The organism is Sivoneniella epilithica UHCC 1019 (assembly GCF_040830845.1).
Lineage (GTDB): Bacteria > Cyanobacteriota > Cyanobacteriia > Leptolyngbyales > Leptolyngbyaceae > ULC077BIN1.
This window is the reverse complement of the sequence record NZ_JBFPDP010000027.1, coordinates 38,382-52,782: the sequence shown is the minus strand read 5'-3', so window position 1 is coordinate 52,782 and position 14,401 is coordinate 38,382. Positions and strand designations below refer to the sequence as shown.

17 protein-coding genes are annotated in these 14,401 nt (G+C 46.0%); 10 read left to right on the top strand and 7 right to left on the bottom strand.

Annotation, left to right across the window (positions count from 1 at the left end; genetic code table 11):
* The first annotated feature begins 97 nt into the window (after window positions 1-97).
* On the top strand, window positions 98-277 hold the full coding sequence (locus AB3R30_RS16560) for a hypothetical protein (RefSeq protein ID WP_458650313.1): 180 nt from the start codon (window positions 98-100) through the stop codon (window positions 275-277).
* 121 nt (window positions 278-398) lie between these two features.
* Here the strand turns inward: AB3R30_RS16560 and AB3R30_RS16555 are convergent, their stop codons facing one another.
* The 3 genes from AB3R30_RS16555 to lepA all read right to left on the bottom strand — a co-directional run bounded on the left by AB3R30_RS16555 (window position 399) and on the right by lepA (window position 4,856).
* Window positions 399-1,838 (bottom strand): UDP-glucose dehydrogenase family protein, encoded by a 1,440-nt coding sequence (locus tag AB3R30_RS16555; RefSeq protein ID WP_458650312.1) that lies wholly within the window; start codon window positions 1,836-1,838, stop codon window positions 399-401.
* 184 nt (window positions 1,839-2,022) lie between these two features.
* The gene (locus tag AB3R30_RS16550; RefSeq protein WP_458650311.1) at window positions 2,023-2,997 is read right to left on the bottom strand and encodes a UDP-glucuronic acid decarboxylase family protein; all 975 of its coding nucleotides are present in this window, start codon (window positions 2,995-2,997) and stop codon (window positions 2,023-2,025) included.
* 50 nt (window positions 2,998-3,047) lie between these two features.
* Window positions 3,048-4,856 carry a translation elongation factor 4 gene (gene lepA / locus AB3R30_RS16545; protein WP_458650310.1) on the bottom strand — a complete coding sequence of 603 codons (1,809 nt, stop codon included), beginning with the start codon at window positions 4,854-4,856 and terminating at the stop codon, window positions 3,048-3,050.
* A gap of 279 nt (window positions 4,857-5,135) precedes the next feature.
* Between lepA and AB3R30_RS16540 the strand changes: the two genes are divergently transcribed.
* Together AB3R30_RS16540 and AB3R30_RS16535 are read left to right on the top strand one after the other, a co-directional pair.
* A complete protein-coding gene (locus AB3R30_RS16540; RefSeq protein ID WP_458650309.1) occupies window positions 5,136-5,366 on the top strand; it encodes a hypothetical protein in 231 nt (76 codons plus the stop codon).
* A gap of 210 nt (window positions 5,367-5,576) precedes the next feature.
* Window positions 5,577-7,457 (top strand): PAS domain-containing sensor histidine kinase, encoded by a 1,881-nt coding sequence (locus AB3R30_RS16535; protein WP_458650308.1) that lies wholly within the window; start codon window positions 5,577-5,579, stop codon window positions 7,455-7,457.
* A gap of 185 nt (window positions 7,458-7,642) precedes the next feature.
* On the opposite strand, the gene AB3R30_RS16530 is transcribed toward AB3R30_RS16535, so the two are convergent.
* Genes AB3R30_RS16530 through AB3R30_RS16520 form a run of 3 tightly spaced genes read right to left on the bottom strand, consistent with a single transcriptional unit; the run spans window position 7,643 to window position 9,253 of the window.
* Complete coding sequence (locus tag AB3R30_RS16530) at window positions 7,643-8,161, bottom strand: NAD(P)H-quinone oxidoreductase subunit J (RefSeq protein WP_458650307.1); 519 nt, start codon at window positions 8,159-8,161, stop codon at window positions 7,643-7,645.
* Window positions 8,154-8,900, bottom strand: a complete 747-nt coding sequence (ndhK, locus tag AB3R30_RS16525) for a photosynthetic/respiratory NAD(P)H-quinone oxidoreductase subunit K (RefSeq protein WP_458650306.1) — start codon at window positions 8,898-8,900, stop codon at window positions 8,154-8,156. The genes AB3R30_RS16530 and ndhK overlap by 8 nt, the downstream gene beginning before the upstream one ends.
* Window positions 8,891-9,253, bottom strand: a complete 363-nt coding sequence (locus AB3R30_RS16520) for an NAD(P)H-quinone oxidoreductase subunit 3 (RefSeq protein ID WP_458650305.1) — start codon at window positions 9,251-9,253, stop codon at window positions 8,891-8,893. Before AB3R30_RS16520 ends, ndhK begins: the two co-directional genes overlap by 10 nt.
* A gap of 421 nt (window positions 9,254-9,674) precedes the next feature.
* On the opposite strand from AB3R30_RS16520, the gene AB3R30_RS16515 reads away from it, so the two are divergent.
* The 6 genes from AB3R30_RS16515 (at window position 9,675) to AB3R30_RS16490 (ending at window position 11,953) form a co-directional block, all read left to right on the top strand.
* Window positions 9,675-10,007 (top strand): rubredoxin, encoded by a 333-nt coding sequence (locus AB3R30_RS16515; protein WP_458650304.1) that lies wholly within the window; start codon window positions 9,675-9,677, stop codon window positions 10,005-10,007.
* An 85-nt stretch (window positions 10,008-10,092) separates the two neighbouring features.
* Complete coding sequence (locus tag AB3R30_RS16510) at window positions 10,093-11,097, top strand: photosynthesis system II assembly factor Ycf48 (RefSeq protein WP_458650303.1); 1,005 nt, start codon at window positions 10,093-10,095, stop codon at window positions 11,095-11,097.
* 89 nt (window positions 11,098-11,186) lie between these two features.
* The gene (gene psbE / locus AB3R30_RS16505) at window positions 11,187-11,438 is read left to right on the top strand and encodes a cytochrome b559 subunit alpha (protein ID WP_458650302.1); all 252 of its coding nucleotides are present in this window, start codon (window positions 11,187-11,189) and stop codon (window positions 11,436-11,438) included.
* A gap of 58 nt (window positions 11,439-11,496) precedes the next feature.
* Complete coding sequence (gene psbF / locus AB3R30_RS16500; protein ID WP_458650301.1) at window positions 11,497-11,631, top strand: cytochrome b559 subunit beta; 135 nt, start codon at window positions 11,497-11,499, stop codon at window positions 11,629-11,631.
* A 7-nt stretch (window positions 11,632-11,638) separates the two neighbouring features.
* The gene (locus AB3R30_RS16495) at window positions 11,639-11,764 is read left to right on the top strand and encodes a photosystem II reaction center protein L (RefSeq protein ID WP_458650300.1); all 126 of its coding nucleotides are present in this window, start codon (window positions 11,639-11,641) and stop codon (window positions 11,762-11,764) included.
* Window positions 11,765-11,833: 69 nt separating this feature from the next.
* Window positions 11,834-11,953, top strand: a complete 120-nt coding sequence (locus tag AB3R30_RS16490) for a photosystem II reaction center protein J (protein WP_171574129.1) — start codon at window positions 11,834-11,836, stop codon at window positions 11,951-11,953.
* A 138-nt stretch (window positions 11,954-12,091) separates the two neighbouring features.
* On the opposite strand, the gene AB3R30_RS16485 is transcribed toward AB3R30_RS16490, so the two are convergent.
* Entirely contained in the window at window positions 12,092-12,220 is a 129-nt protein-coding gene (locus AB3R30_RS16485; RefSeq protein ID WP_171574128.1) for a photosystem I reaction center subunit VIII, read from the bottom strand.
* A gap of 586 nt (window positions 12,221-12,806) precedes the next feature.
* Here AB3R30_RS16485 and AB3R30_RS16480 point away from each other — a divergent pair.
* Window positions 12,807-14,363, top strand: a complete 1,557-nt coding sequence (locus AB3R30_RS16480) for a ferredoxin--nitrite reductase (protein WP_458650299.1) — start codon at window positions 12,807-12,809, stop codon at window positions 14,361-14,363.
* The last annotated feature ends 38 nt before the right edge of the window (window positions 14,364-14,401 follow it).

Sequence of the window (14,401 nt, the reverse complement as noted above, 5' to 3'; positions counted from 1 at the left end):
TTGTTACAGAAAATTCTGTTATATTGGTAATCGAAGGTTGAAGTACATTGAATTTTGTACATTGACTGGATTCATTCTTTAGGTTGGGAGATTCGCTATGTCTACTCAAGATCAAGCTCGTGCATTGATGGTACGTCACCAGCACATGGTTAAAAATCGTGAGCAGTGCTTATTGAGCCGCGCTGCTGCTGAAGTGGGTATGCCCGCAGAATTAAACCTTCGTGATGAAGACTTAGGAAAAGCGCACCTTGATCGCGCAAGCCATCGTTTTAGTTAGAGTGGGTTGAGCTAGTCGGCGATCGCCTGTTGAACAGATTTCCAATACTAAATCCATGACTTATTTTGAAAGGCGCACTTCTACTGAGAAGTGCGCCTTAAGTTTGCGTTAGTATTTTCAACTATCGTCCAATGCCGACATACTGAAATCCTGCGGCTTCCAAAACTTGCTGATCCAAAAAATTGCGACCGTCAATTAAGATGCGACTCTGCATCAAAGTGGCTAGATAGGCATAATCCAAATCGCGGAATTCCTGCCAGTCAGTCACTAACACCAGCGCGTCACAGCCTTCTGCCAGTTGCTCTGGAGTGCTGTCGATAATGACATCCGCCAGCTTATGAGGCGAGTTTGCTTGAGATAAAATTGGATCGTAGGCTTTGATTTTGGCACCTAAGCGGGATAGTTGCCCGATAATGCTCAGCGCCGGAGCATCTCGCAAATCGTCGGTATTCGGTTTGAACGTTAATCCCAACAAACCAACTGTTTTTCCTTTCAAAATTTTTAGGGTTTGCTGAAGTTTTTTAACAATAAGCAAGCGTTGGTGTTGATTGACCTGCACAACGGCTTTCAAGAGTTGGGCTTCATAGCCATAATCATCTGCTGTATGAATTAAGGCAGACACGTCTTTAGGAAAGCAGGAGCCGCCCCAGCCAATGCCTGCCTGCAAAAAACGGCTGCCAATGCGAGAGTCTAAGCCAATGCCTTTGGCAACTTCTGTGATATCTGCACCGACGCGATCGCAAATATTTGCTACTTCATTAATAAAGCTAATCTTGGTAGCTAAGAACGCATTCGCAGCATATTTGATCATTTCTGCGGAGTTCAAATCTGTTAAAACTACCGGAACGGGAGGCAAAGAGCGATTATGGTCTTTGGCACAGTCTCGATTGACGATGGGCGCATAGAGTTCTTCCATGAGGGCGATCGCGGTTTTGCTGCTGCCGCCTAAGACAATGCGATCGGGGTTGAAGGTGTCATACACTGCTGATCCTTCCCGCAAAAATTCTGGATTGCTGACCACATCAAATGCAGGCTCTTTCATTAAGGGGGTGCTTGAAGGAATAGCCTTATCTTGACTCGCGCTCATTCCCATAGCGATCGACTCCCGAATCGCCACGGGCGCTTCAGTCAAAGCACATTTTGCATAGCCGTCCAAAACTAGCATCCTCACCCAATCGCCCGACCCTATCGGCACAGTTGATTTATTCACAATCACCTTGTATTCGCCATTGAGATAAGATCCAATTTCCCTAGCAACCGCTTCCACATAGCGAGTATCGCTTTCCCCATTGGGCAATGCAGGGGTGCCTACGGCAATAAATACAATTTGTCCATGAGCAACTCCGGCGGCTAAATGGGTCGTAAATTCGAGGGTGCCTGCTTGCAGCGAGGCTTGCAAAATTTCCGTTAGCTCTGGCTCATAAATGGGAGACTGTCCTGACTGCATCAGCGTCACCTTTTCTGCGTTGTTATCGACACAGACAACATGGTGTCCCAAATGGGCAAGACAAACTCCTGTGACTAAGCCAACATATCCTGTACCCACAACACACACACGCATAAAGCAGCCTCACGCAAGAAGGGACAAATAAGATATAAAACCAATCCGCTAAAACTAATCCACTAAAACTAATTCGCCCAGTTGAAGGGCATATCTAACCATTCTCATTCAAGGATTCAATCTATCCAACTGAATTAGCTGGAGGCATTAAAGCTAAAGTTAGCTGACGTGAATCACAAAGTTTCTAAGGCTGAACAGAATCGAAGCGATCGCGGTGGGCGGCGATCGCATTTCCTCCTAATCGTCCGCGAAAATCCTCAACCGATCGCTGTAATCCTTCCAATAGAGAAATAGTGGGTTGCCACTCTAATAATCTCTGTGCCCTAGTAATATTGGGTCTGCGGCGACGGGGATCATCTTGAGGTAGGGACTTAAACTGAATTTCCACCTCTGGATTGACTAACCGTTGAACGATTTCCGCCAGTTCCAAAATCGTATATTCATCTGGATTACCCAAATTGATTGGTCCAATATGAGCATGAGTCATCAGCCGAATTAACCCGTCCACTAAATCAGACACATAGCAAAAGCTGCGAGTTTGAGAGCCATTGCCATACACCGTGAGCGGCTTTCCGTGAATGGCTTGACTAATAAAATTGCTGATTACACGCCCATCATTTTCTAACATGCGCGGTCCGTAGGTGTTAAAAATACGCGCCACGCGAATGTCCACATCATTTTGACGGTGATAATCAAAGGCAAGTGTTTCAGCGACCCGTTTGCCTTCGTCATAGCAACTGCGAATCCCAATCGGATTGACATTGCCCCAATACTCTTCGGGTTGGGGATGGATTTCAGGATCGCCATAGACTTCTGAAGTAGAGGCTAGCAAAAACCTGGCTTTGACGCGCTTTGCCAACCCCAACATGTGCATTGTCCCTAGGACGTTGGTTTTGATCGTTTTGACCGGGTTGTATTGATAATGTACGGGAGAGGCTGGACAGGCGAGGTGATAGATTTGATCGATTTCTAACCGAATCGGATCAGTAATGTCATGCCGAATCAATTCAAAGTAGGGATGACCGACCCACTTCAAAATATTCCGTTTATGACCCGAATAGAAATTGTCGATGCAAATAACCTCGTGTCCCTCTGCCATCAGGCGATCGATGAGATGAGAGCCAATAAAGCCAGCGCCACCTGTAACCAATATTCTCATCTTCTGAGGACTCCTTTCCTAAACCAATGGCACAAGCTCGCCGCACTCTTCTAAGATTCGAGCCGGAGTACTGCCATGAATGCCTCTTGGGGAACATCTACTGTTCCGATCGCCTTCATCCGTTTTTTTCCTTTTGCCTGTTTCTGCAACAGCTTTTTCTTTCGAGAAATGTCGCCGCCATAGCATTTCGCCAACACGTCTTTGCGAATGGCAGGAATTTGTTCACTAGCAATCACTTTGCTGCCGATTGTGGCTTGAATTGGAATTTTGAACTGGTGGCGAGGGATTAGTTCCTTTAGCTTTTCAGTCAAAGCGCGACCGACGTTGTATGCCTTATCTCGGTGAACAATCGTGGCAAGCGGATCAACCGGATCGCCATTGATTAAAATATCTAGCTTGACTAAGGGATTTTCGCGATAGCCAATCAGTTTATATTCCATGCTGGCATAGCCCCGCGATCGCGACTTCATCTGATCAAAGAAGTCTGTTGCCACTTCTGCCAACGGCAAGTCATAGATCAGTGTGGTGCGCTCGGTCGTCAGATATTTCATGTCTTTGAAAACACCCCGCCGACTTTGGGAAAGCTCCATCAAAGTGCCCACATAGACTTCTGGCGTAATAATATCGACTTGAACATAGGGTTCTTCAATTTTTTCTCGCTGCTGTGGATCGGGCAATTTGCTGGGGTTGTCAATCAGCAGCACGTCGCCCTTAAGTGTGGTGATGCGATACACCACTGACGGCGCTGTGGTGATCAAGTCCAGGTTATATTCCCGCTCCAGCCGCTCTTGGACAATTTCCATGTGCAGCAAGCCCAAAAAGCCGCAGCGAAAACCAAACCCCATGGCGCTAGAGGTTTCGGGTTCATAATTCAATGCAGCATCGCTCAACTTGAGTTTTTCTAGGGCTTCTCGCAACGATTCAAACTGGTCGGCATCGGTGGGAAACAAGCCACAAAATACCATGGGCGTAGCTTCGCTGTATCCCGGCAACGGCTCAACTGCTTGAACTGCGGCTAGGGTAATCGTATCGCCCACTCGTGCATCTTCAACGGCTCGAATCGATGCGGCAATGTAGCCCACTTCGCCTGCGTGTAGACTTTCTACTTGTACTTGCGTAGGCGACAGCACCCCTAGTTCGTCAATCACATATTCTTTGCGGGATGCCATCAACCGAATGCGATCGCCTTTTTTAACGGTGCCATCCATCACTCGAAAATAGACAATGACTCCGCGATAGGGATCATAGTAGCTATCAAAAATGAGGGCACGCAGCGGTTCGGCGATCGTATCTTGAGGCGGCGGCACCAAGTGGACAATCGATTCCAAAATCTCAGGCACCCCAATCCCTTCTTTGGCGGAGGCATGAATCGCCTGACTGCAATCTAGCCCAACAATATCTTCAATTTCTTGCTTAACGCGCTCTGGTTCTGCTCCCGGCAAATCGATTTTGTTCAACACTGGAATAATTTCCAGGTTATGCTCCAGTGCTAAATAGACATTTGCCAGCGTTTGCGCTTCTACTCCTTGGGAGGCATCCACGACTAACAAAGCCCCTTCACAGGCTGCCAGCGATCGCGAAACCTCATAGGAAAAATCCACATGTCCTGGAGTATCAATCAGGTTTAAAACATATTTCTCGCCGTCTTTCGCCGTATAGTTCATCCGTGCTGCTTGGAGCTTAATCGTAATGCCGCGCTCTCGCTCCAGATCCATGTTGTCAAGAAACTGCTCTTTCATTTCCCGTGCGTTGACCGTGCCAGTTTCCTGCAACAGGCGATCGGCAAGCGTGGATTTGCCATGGTCGATATGGGCAATAATCGAAAAGTTACGAATGCGAGAAACGGGCACATCAGTCATATATCTGGCTGTATAGAAGCTTTTAACGTATTGTAACGGGTCACCTCTGAAACCTCACATTCATCAATCCAACTTTATTTTTATATCCTTTGAAAGAATGAGAATTGCTGCAACTTTGTAAAATGTTGTAGGTAGCATGACAAATTCCAAGTAGTTGTACCGTAGATTGGTTATGTTTATAGTCTTATCGAGTTAAACTTATATCGTTGGAATAGTTCGGATGATCTATTTTCAATGGGTTGTTCATTGCTTTAGCCAACGTTCGCTAGCATCCAAATTATGAATGAGTCTGCTCTGTTTTCTCACTCGGCTTCAGAAAAAGTCGAGTTGTCGGTTCATTTAGATCCTGATTTGCTGGATCAGATTAAACATTTGACCAATGACCCTAGTAAGGTGATTGAAGTAGCTGTGCGGCAGTGGCTTAAAAATGAACTGCGACGAGATGATGATCTGACTCGTAATCTCCAGCGAAATCCGCCAGTGCCTCCAAGAGGCGAATGGAATGATTAAACAAAGGTGAAGTATGGAACCTGACGATTTCACTTGCTATATTGAGCAATAACGTTAGTCATAAACGTTAGCCATAACAGGTAATGTCAGTGATTCAGTTAGATGAAGAGGCTGTACATACCAGGGTTGGGCGAGATCGGTGGCGCTGGAGCTATCTTCATCGATCGCTAGTTTGATACTTCTCTAAAAAAGCTGCTAGCTAGAGTACTGATGCCTTCTTCTGCAAACTATCAACGCTCTTTTTCTGCACACCCAGAAGCGATCGCAAAACAGCAGGACACTACTAGTGATCTAACTGAGCTTGTTATGGCTCAAGACAGGGAAGGGCGTTGCCTGTCGTTTTTTTGGAAGCTGGCGGAGGCGTATGGTATTCAGTCAACCCAGATGATTGGGCAATTACCTGATCGTATTTTTGGTCCAGTGGATACCAAAGCATACATCGCCCGGATTCGTCAAGTTCTAGAGTCTCAAACGGCTCAAAAATTCAGATTTAAGTTTCGCTGTGGCGATTTTCGGATGCAAGCAGACTTAACGATGAACCCCGTAATTGGAGTGAATGGCACTGTTACTACGGTTCTGGTTATGGGTAAGACGTGCCCCAACTCTGCCCAACCGGAAGTAAATCCAAAGTCTCTCCTAGCTCAGGTGGGTGAACCGACAGCGCGCAGTGTTGGTGATCTAGAAGAATTTTCGTCAGAAACCATTAGTGCTGATAACCATGAACTGTTAACTCGAATTGCCTGGAATATTCGTCGGACTCTAGATTTACCTACCATTTGGCAGCAAACGGTTGAGGGTTTAGGTAACTTACTAGGGGTGAGCCGCTGTATTGTGTTTCCCTATGAGCCAACTAACCCAACCGTCAAGGCAGTTGCTGAGTATTGTCGAGGGGCGTTTTGCCCAATGCAGGGGTTAGAATTTTTGGTGGCGGATGATGCTGATCTGCAAGCAGCGTTGATGAGTTTGAAACCTGTCAATGTGCGGCAAGAACCAAAAACATCGGATCAAGCAGCGGCTCAACAATCCCCCACTCTGCGGGGACTAATGCAATATTCTATGCTGATTGTGAGGACTTCTTATCAAGATCAGCCGAATGGGTTAATTGTGCTGTATCAAGATGATCAACCGCGTCGTTGGACAGAGGTAGAGCTAGAGTTTGTGCAGGAGTTGGCAGACCAGGTGGGAACGGCGATTGCTCATGCAAACTTGATCTCTGCCAGCCAATCTTTAGCAACCGAAGTACAAAAAGCAAATAGCAACCTCTTGCAAAAACATCGTGAACTAGAAGAATCTAGAGAACAAGCTGAAGAAGCATCTCGATTAAAAAGCGAATTTCTTGCCAATACTTCTCATGAACTGCGAACTCCACTCAACGGCATGATTGGCTTCCTTAAACTTGTTTTAGACGGAATGGCGGATGATCCTGAAGAGCAAACTGAATTTATTGGTGAAGCCTATCGCTCCGCTTTACATCTGCTCAACATCATCAATGACATTCTCGACATCGCCAAAATTGAAGCTGGAAAACTACAAATTGAACTGAGTCCAGTCAAACTGGCAGAGCTATTAAATGATGTTGCCGATTTTATTAGCAATCAGGTTCGCCAAAAAAAGCTAAGTTTTGAGATTCAAAAACCGCCTACGGATGATGAAATTATTCTCTATGGCAACTATCAACGCTTACTCCAAGTAATGCTGAATTTGGTTGGGAATGCGATTAAGTTTACCCACGAAGGCGGTGTAACTATTAGTGTGGAGATTATTAAGAAAAAGACTATCGTCCAAGGGGTAGACCTGCCAGGATATGTCAAAATTCGAGTGGCGGATACTGGCATTGGCGTGTCGCTTGACAAGCAGGACAAGCTGTTTCAGTCGTTTAGCCAAGTTGATGGTTCTCGGACTCGCCAATATGGGGGGACGGGCTTGGGGCTAGCAATTTCTCAAAAGCTAGTCGAAGCGATGGGTGGAGTGGTGAATTTCTATAGTATGGGTGAGGGTTTAGGCTCTACGGTTACTTTTACAGTGCCGTTGTATCAAGAACCGGTGATGATTATGGCTCAAACGACTGATGTGCTTGATTTGTTACTGTAAAGTCCTTCGCCCGTTCTGAGAGAAGAATTTAGAGTGAGGGCTATCAGGAAAGTCGCACATCGCGTATATCTGCATGGACTTACAGAGTTCATAAGAAAGCTGTGCAGACTTAACGACACAGCTTTTCTGTTACGGTTTTGTATTCTAAACCTCATTAGGAATTACTTGTTAGTAAGCATCCTGAGTTAGTAAGCGTCCTGAAGCTCGTAGAAGTCGGGTGAGATGTAATCTTTTCGCAATGGGTAACCGACCCAATCTTCGGGCATCAAAATCCGCGTGAGGTTGGGGTGCCCTTCATAAACAATGCCGTACATGTCGTAGGTTTCTCGTTCTTGCCAATCTGCACTTTTCCAGATCCAATACACGGTTGGAACAGAAGGGTTTTCGCGAGGTAAAGAAACCTTAACTCGAACTTCTTCAGGGCGATCGACATTATCAGCAATTTTGATCAAATGATAAAAGCTGACTAAATCTTGTCCAGGACCAGAATCGTATCCCCCTTGGCACTGGAGACAATTGAACCCGTAAGCGTAGAGCGCGGTTGAGATAGGAACTAAAAAGTCGCGATCGACCATTAACATCTCAACTCCAGATGCATCCAGCCCTAAGAATCCATGCTCGAATCCATTTTCGTTTAACCATTTAGACACCTTGCCCGTTTCAACAATTGGGGCTGGATTGGGCGTTTCTTGTGCTTTAACCACGCTCAACCTCCTTCGTTTGAGCCGTTAACAGTGCTGGAGGAACGGGCATCCCCATGGCTTCCATTAATTCTTTAGAAGGTGCTTCACGGGTGCCAGACTGGAGGTATTTACCTGTCAATATTGGCTCCACAACTTTCATGGTGTGGGTGGTGCTGTAGTAGCGATGAACTTGTCGCAGCATTCCCCGTTCTTGAATGGACTCGTTTGAGATTTTCTTACGTAGTTTGATGATGGCATCAATAATGGCTTCGGGGCGCGGGGGACAACCCGGTAGGTAGACATCTACCGGAATAAGTTTGTCTACACCACGCACGGCAGAAGGTGAATCAACGCTGAACATACCGCCGGTAATGGTGCAAGCACCCATGGCAATCACATATTTCGGATCGGGCATTTGCTCATACAGGCGCACTAAAGCAGGTGCCATCTTCATGGTGATCGTGCCTGCTGTAATAATCAGGTCAGCCTGACGAGGAGTCGATCGCGGCACTAGCCCAAAGCGATCGAAGTCAAACCGGGAGCCAATCAAAGCCGCAAACTCAATAAAGCAGCACGCTGTTCCGTATAACAAGGGCCACAGGCTAGAAAGCCGCGCCCAGTTATAGAGATCATCCACAGTGGTTAAAATGACGTTTTCAGACAGATCTTGAGTAACTTGGGGTCGCTCAACCGGGTTCATAATCCGCTCAGAGGGATCAATTGCCAGACTTTGAACCTGACTATTAGGCTTTATGACCATTCCAACGCTCCTTTCCGCCAAGCATAAACAAGACCAATTACTAAAATGCCGATGAAAATCAGGGCTTCCACAAATCCCAATAGTCCTAGTTGATTGAACGCAACCGCCCATGGGTAAAGAAACACTGTCTCTACGTCGAAAATGACGAAAATCAAGGCAAACATATAATAGCGAATGTTGAACTGAATCCAAGCACCGCCGATTGGTTCCATTCCAGATTCATAGGTTGTTCGCCGTTCAGGTCCACGGCGGCTAGGACGGAGTAGCTTAGCAGCCGTTAACGCCAGAATAGGAACTAAGCTGCATACCAACGTAAACCCTAAAAGGTATTCATATCCACTCAGAACAAACACAATTAGAACTGCCTCTTCATTTAGGTACGATTTAACAAGACTTAGAGGTTGCTGCCTTTGATAATTAGCTGCCCTTATTATAGGTGGGTTGGGCTTTACAAAAGAATAGAAGTTATCCGAGTGCGCCTTTAGACTTATCTCGATGCTTTTGCAACAGCATAGTCACTAGGGTGGCATTTTACAACACCTTAACTATAGACAAGTTTTTTAAAGTTCTCAGTTCCAATGGAACTTTGCTGTGCGATCGCTGATAGCAAAGTATTTGGTTCGTAGGACATGTTAGTTCATAGTGGATTGCTAGCACCAATGCCCTAAGGGTCGTATCATAATTTAATACAGCGTTCAGATTCACTGAATTTCTTTTGCTGGTGCGGCTGTCTTTAATGTTAGCGATCGGTTATTTCCGATCAGTAGTGAAACGATGAGTACCCAAACGGTAAATACATCCTTAGACCGCCATGAGTGTCAAGCTTGTGGCTATGTTTATGAACCCAATAAGGGAGATGAAAAACGAGACATTCCTCCGGGAGTTCCGTTTGAGTCCCTTCCTGAAGATTGGCGGTGCCCGGTTTGTGGCGCACGCTCTTCTCGATTTTCTAATCTTGGAACGGACGGTTCTGCCTCTGGCTTCAAAGAAAATCTTAAGTATGGTTTTGGGGTCAATAGCATGACTTCTGATCAAAAGAACCTTTTGATTTTTGGGGGCTTGTTTTTGATTTTCCTATTTTTTATTAGTCTTTATGGCTTGCAATAGGTGCGGGTGCCTTCAATTCATTACGCTGACTGAGTGATGAATCCATTGCAAAATTGATATACATCTGTTGAGAGTTGGAACTGTAATGCGTGTAGCTACGAAAGTTTTACGTCAAATTTTAGCGCTTTGTGCGATCGCAATAGTCTGTACTGGCTGCGGTGGATATCTTTCAGCCACCAGCACCAACCCTTGGCGGGTCATCTCTATTGATACCGATGCCAACCTCAATGACATCAGTTTCATTGGCGATTCTCCCCATGGCTGGTTAGTCGGTTCAAATGCAACCCTATTTGAAACAACAGACGCTGGAGAAACCTGGGCATCACGCAGCCTTGAATTAGATGAACCCTATCGGTTTACATCCGTTAGTTTTGATGGAAATGAAGGCTGGATTGTTGGGCAACCTTCAATTTTGCTGCATACCGAAGACGCAGGACAGTCTTGGTCGCGTATTCCCCTCAGCGAAAAGCTTCCCGGTGCGCCCAATACGGTTTTAGCCTTGGGCACTAAATCGGCTGAAATGACGACAAACATCGGTGCCATCTACCGCACCTCGGATGGTGGAAAGACCTGGAAGGCTTTGGTAGAAGAAGCAGTTGGAGTGATTCGGAATATTTCTCGCTCTCCAAGCGGTGAATATGTAGCCGTCTCCTCTCGCGGAAACTTTTACTCGATTTGGCAGCCCGGTCAAGAGGCATGGCAGCCCTATAATCGGAGTAGTTCCCGTCGGCTACAAAACATGGGCTTTACCGGGGATGGTCGGTTATGGATGTTAGCGCGAGGTGGTCTAATTCAGTTTAGTAATGCGGGCAGCCCAGATGAATGGGAAGATATCATTAATCCTGAATTTTCAACTAGCTGGGGATTGCTGGATTTAGCCTATCGTACCCCTGAAGAAATCTGGGTTGCAGGAGGGAGTGGAAACCTGTTGCGGAGTCTCGATGGGGGCAAGACCTGGGAAAAGGATCGATTTGTTGAGGACATACCGTCTAACCTCTACAAAATCAAGTTCTTGAGTCAAGACCGGGGGTTCATTATTGGTCAAGGCTCTTTGTTAAAATATGATGACAGTGCTAATCAAGCAGTTTAATCATTTCTATTAAGCTCGTTTAGCTTGGGGGCGGCTGTCTCCTATGATAGAAGGTAAGTCTTTAGAAAAATCTGAGTGGAGAAACTGAAATGGCTGGAACGACAGGCGAACGTCCGTTTACGGACATTATTACAAGTGTGCGCTATTGGGTAATTCACAGCGTCACCATTCCAGCGCTATTTGTCGCTGGCTGGCTGTTTGTAAGTACTGGTCTAGCGTATACTGCGTTCGGCACTCCTCGCCCGAATGAGTACTTTCCATCGACTCGTGAGAAAGCGCCCATTGTTAGAGATCGCTTTGATGCTAAGCAGCAAATTGATCAGTTTATTCAGCAAAAATAGCTTCATAGTTCATGAAGAGTTTTAGATTTTAAAAAGTAGTTTCACGGCAAGAGTAACTATGACTGGCAATACTCCTAATCAACCCATTTCCTATCCAATTTTTACAGTTCGATGGTTAGCGGTTCATACCCTAGCGGTTCCAACTGTATTTTTCCTAGGCGCGATCGCCGCTATGCAGTTCACTCAAAGGTAACAAAGTTATGCCCTTAAGCAGATCTCCAAATCCCAACAAGCAGCCCGTTGAGCTAAACCGTACTTCCCTTTATTTAGGGTTGCTGATGATTTTTACGCTAGGAATTCTTTTTTCTAGCTACTTTTTTAACTAACTTTTTGGAGCGCTCGAATCCAGCGCTCCTGCTTCATTTTTAATTTCGGTTTACTAAAAGGTGACACTTATGTTGAAATCTGGAAGAATTCCTCTTTGGATTGTAGCAACGGTTGCAGGTCTAGGGGTAATTAGCGTTTTAGGTCTCTTTTTCTACGGTGCCTATGCAGGACTTGGCTCTTCCGTCTAGAGATTGATCGTTTGAGTTCGCTTCCAAGGGAACCCAAACAGAAAACACCTCTCAAGTGTTCTGCACAGGGAAAACAAAACCATTAAAAAAACGCCTACTAAATTGTTCAGTAGGCGTTTTTTGGTAGTGTAAGACGTTTTAAATTCCGGTAGGATCTTCGCGCTCAATATAGAGGAACAAAAGACCCATCACTACAGCCGGCAAAAGCCAAGTCACTACAGGAATCAAAATCCAAGGCAAAAATGAAGCCGCGTATGAACCCGTCATAACGAAGTTTCCTATATCTAAAGTTCTGGAACGTTTCTCAAGACTCTACTGTGAAGTGTGTACCTGTTTCCAGCTTCTAAGAATTCTTAATAATCACTAGACGTTGAAGTAGAACATCCGTATTGCACCAAACGCCTTTTTCAAAAAAATACATACTATTTGTAATATTTTAAGAAATTTATGCTTGCTTAGATCGTTTTGCTCATAGTTGTTCAAACGCCTATGTTGTGGGCATTGCCAAAAAGATAGCTAAATTAAAAACTAATAATACTTGCTTATGTGGCATTGCAGCCATGCTAAGACTTCATATTTAGAAATATTTTGTAATTAACTATACGAAACCCTTGTTGCCATGCTTCTACCTTGGAATGAACACGCACAAGGTGAGAACTTAAAACTATTTTTTAGAAAGAATTAACGATCGCTGTTGAAATGGGTCAAAACTTTTGACACACCTTAGAGCAGTAACAAGGATTATCAGAGGCAGTAGCCAGTTTGGGTATGAGCCAGTTTGGGTATTGAGAATTGCAGACAAAAAGATCGCGTGTTGGTTAAGCAAGTTAGCAATGTTTCAGTGGATAAAGTTATGACAAGTACTGTTCCGGCAGCAGCAAGTCTAAACAAGTTTGAAAAGCTAAAGGTTGAAAAAGACGGGTTAGCGACTAAGGCGGAGCTTGAAGAGTTCGCCAAGATTGGATGGGAAGCGATGGATGAAACCGATCGCGATCATCGCTTGAAATGGTTGGGCGTTTTCTTTCGCCCTGTGACTCCTGGCAAGTTTATGCTGCGGATGCGGCTACCCAATGGCATTGTGACTAGTGGGCAAATGCGGGTATTGGCGGAAGTGCTCCAGCGCTATGGCGAAGATGGCTACGGCGATGTCACCACCCGTCAAAATATTCAACTGCGTGGCATTCGGATTGAAGATATTCCCGACATTTTTAGCCGATTTGAGCAGGCGGGAATGACTAGTGTCCAGTCGGGTATGGACAATGTTCGCAATATCACAGGTTCACCAGTCGCGGGGATTGATGCTGATGAATTGATCGACACGCGGGGGCTGTGCCGTAAGGTGCAGGACATGATTACCAACAATGGTGAAGGGAATCCCTCTTTTTCTAACCTGCCACGCAAGTTTAATATTGCGATCGCGGGGTGTAGAGATAACTCCGTCCACGCCGAAATTAACGACATCGCCTTTATTCCAGCCTATAAAAACGATGTCTTAGGGTTTAATGTGCTGGTGGGTGGTTTCTTTTCTGCCAAACGCTGCGACGCTGCCATTCCCCTAAACGCATGGGTTGATCCGCGTGATGTGGTCGCTGTGTGCGAAGCAATTTTACTGGTTTATCGCAACCATGGATTACGGGCAAATCGGCAAAAATCCCGTCTAATGTGGCTGATTGATGAATGGGGCGTGGATCGCTTTCGGGCAGAAGTCGAGCAGCAAATGGGTCACACTTTGCAACCAGAAGCCGAGAAAGATGAAATTCTGTGGGCAAAACGGGATCACATTGGCATTCATGCTCAAAAGCAACCCGGCTTGAACTATGTGGGGCTGCATGTGCCAGTGGGTCGTCTGTTTGCATCCGACATGTTTGATTTAGCTCGCATTTCCGAAGTGTATGGCAGCGGCGAAATGCGCCTGACAGTTGAGCAAAATATTTTGATCCCCAATGTGCCTGATTCTAGGATTGCGCCTTTGCTGAAAGAGCCACTGCTGGAGCGGTTTTCCATCAATCCATCGACCTTGGGGCGATCGCTGATTTCCTGCACCGGTGCCCAATTCTGCAACTTTGCACTGGTTGAAACCAAGAATCGCGCCTTGGCACTCACCGCAGACCTAGATGCAGAACTGCATGTTCCCCGCGCAGTGAGAATTCACTGGACGGGATGCCCCAACTCCTGTGGTCAGCCGCAAGTGGCAGACATTGGCTTGATGGGCACCAAAGTTCGCAAAGACGGCAAAACTGTGGATGGCGTAGACCTTTACATGGGTGGCACGGTTGGCAAAGAAGCCAAGCTTGGCACCTGCATCCAAAAGGGGATTCCCTGCGAGGATCTGCTGCCTTTTTTGCGAAATCTACTGATTCAAAACTTTGGTGCCAGTCTTCGTACTGAAACAGCTACGCCGCCCCAATAAAGGTGCGATCGCCCCTGTTTGACTATCCAGGCTGTCCA

What these genes read in the sequence shown, in the direction of transcription:
- AB3R30_RS16560 (WP_458650313.1), top strand. Translation starts at nt 98, where the DNA reads ATGTCTACTCAAGATCAAGCTCGTGCATTGATGGTACGTCACCAGCAC.
- AB3R30_RS16555 (WP_458650312.1), bottom strand. Translation starts at nt 1,838, where the DNA reads ATGCGTGTGTGTGTTGTGGGTACAGGATATGTTGGCTTAGTCACAGGA.
- AB3R30_RS16550 (WP_458650311.1), bottom strand. Translation starts at nt 2,997, where the DNA reads ATGAGAATATTGGTTACAGGTGGCGCTGGCTTTATTGGCTCTCATCTC.
- lepA (WP_458650310.1), bottom strand. Translation starts at nt 4,856, where the DNA reads ATGACTGATGTGCCCGTTTCTCGCATTCGTAACTTTTCGATTATTGCC.
- AB3R30_RS16540 (WP_458650309.1), top strand. Translation starts at nt 5,136, where the DNA reads ATGAATGAGTCTGCTCTGTTTTCTCACTCGGCTTCAGAAAAAGTCGAG.
- AB3R30_RS16535 (WP_458650308.1), top strand. Translation starts at nt 5,577, where the DNA reads ATGCCTTCTTCTGCAAACTATCAACGCTCTTTTTCTGCACACCCAGAA.
- ndhK (WP_458650306.1), bottom strand. Translation starts at nt 8,900, where the DNA reads ATGGTCATAAAGCCTAATAGTCAGGTTCAAAGTCTGGCAATTGATCCC.
- AB3R30_RS16515 (WP_458650304.1), top strand. Translation starts at nt 9,675, where the DNA reads ATGAGTACCCAAACGGTAAATACATCCTTAGACCGCCATGAGTGTCAA.
- AB3R30_RS16510 (WP_458650303.1), top strand. Translation starts at nt 10,093, where the DNA reads ATGCGTGTAGCTACGAAAGTTTTACGTCAAATTTTAGCGCTTTGTGCG.
- psbE (WP_458650302.1), top strand. Translation starts at nt 11,187, where the DNA reads ATGGCTGGAACGACAGGCGAACGTCCGTTTACGGACATTATTACAAGT.
- psbF (WP_458650301.1), top strand. Translation starts at nt 11,497, where the DNA reads ATGACTGGCAATACTCCTAATCAACCCATTTCCTATCCAATTTTTACA.
- AB3R30_RS16495 (WP_458650300.1), top strand. Translation starts at nt 11,639, where the DNA reads ATGCCCTTAAGCAGATCTCCAAATCCCAACAAGCAGCCCGTTGAGCTA.
- AB3R30_RS16490 (WP_171574129.1), top strand. Translation starts at nt 11,834, where the DNA reads ATGTTGAAATCTGGAAGAATTCCTCTTTGGATTGTAGCAACGGTTGCA.
- AB3R30_RS16485 (WP_171574128.1), bottom strand. Translation starts at nt 12,220, where the DNA reads ATGACGGGTTCATACGCGGCTTCATTTTTGCCTTGGATTTTGATTCCT.
- AB3R30_RS16480 (WP_458650299.1), top strand. Translation starts at nt 12,807, where the DNA reads ATGACAAGTACTGTTCCGGCAGCAGCAAGTCTAAACAAGTTTGAAAAG.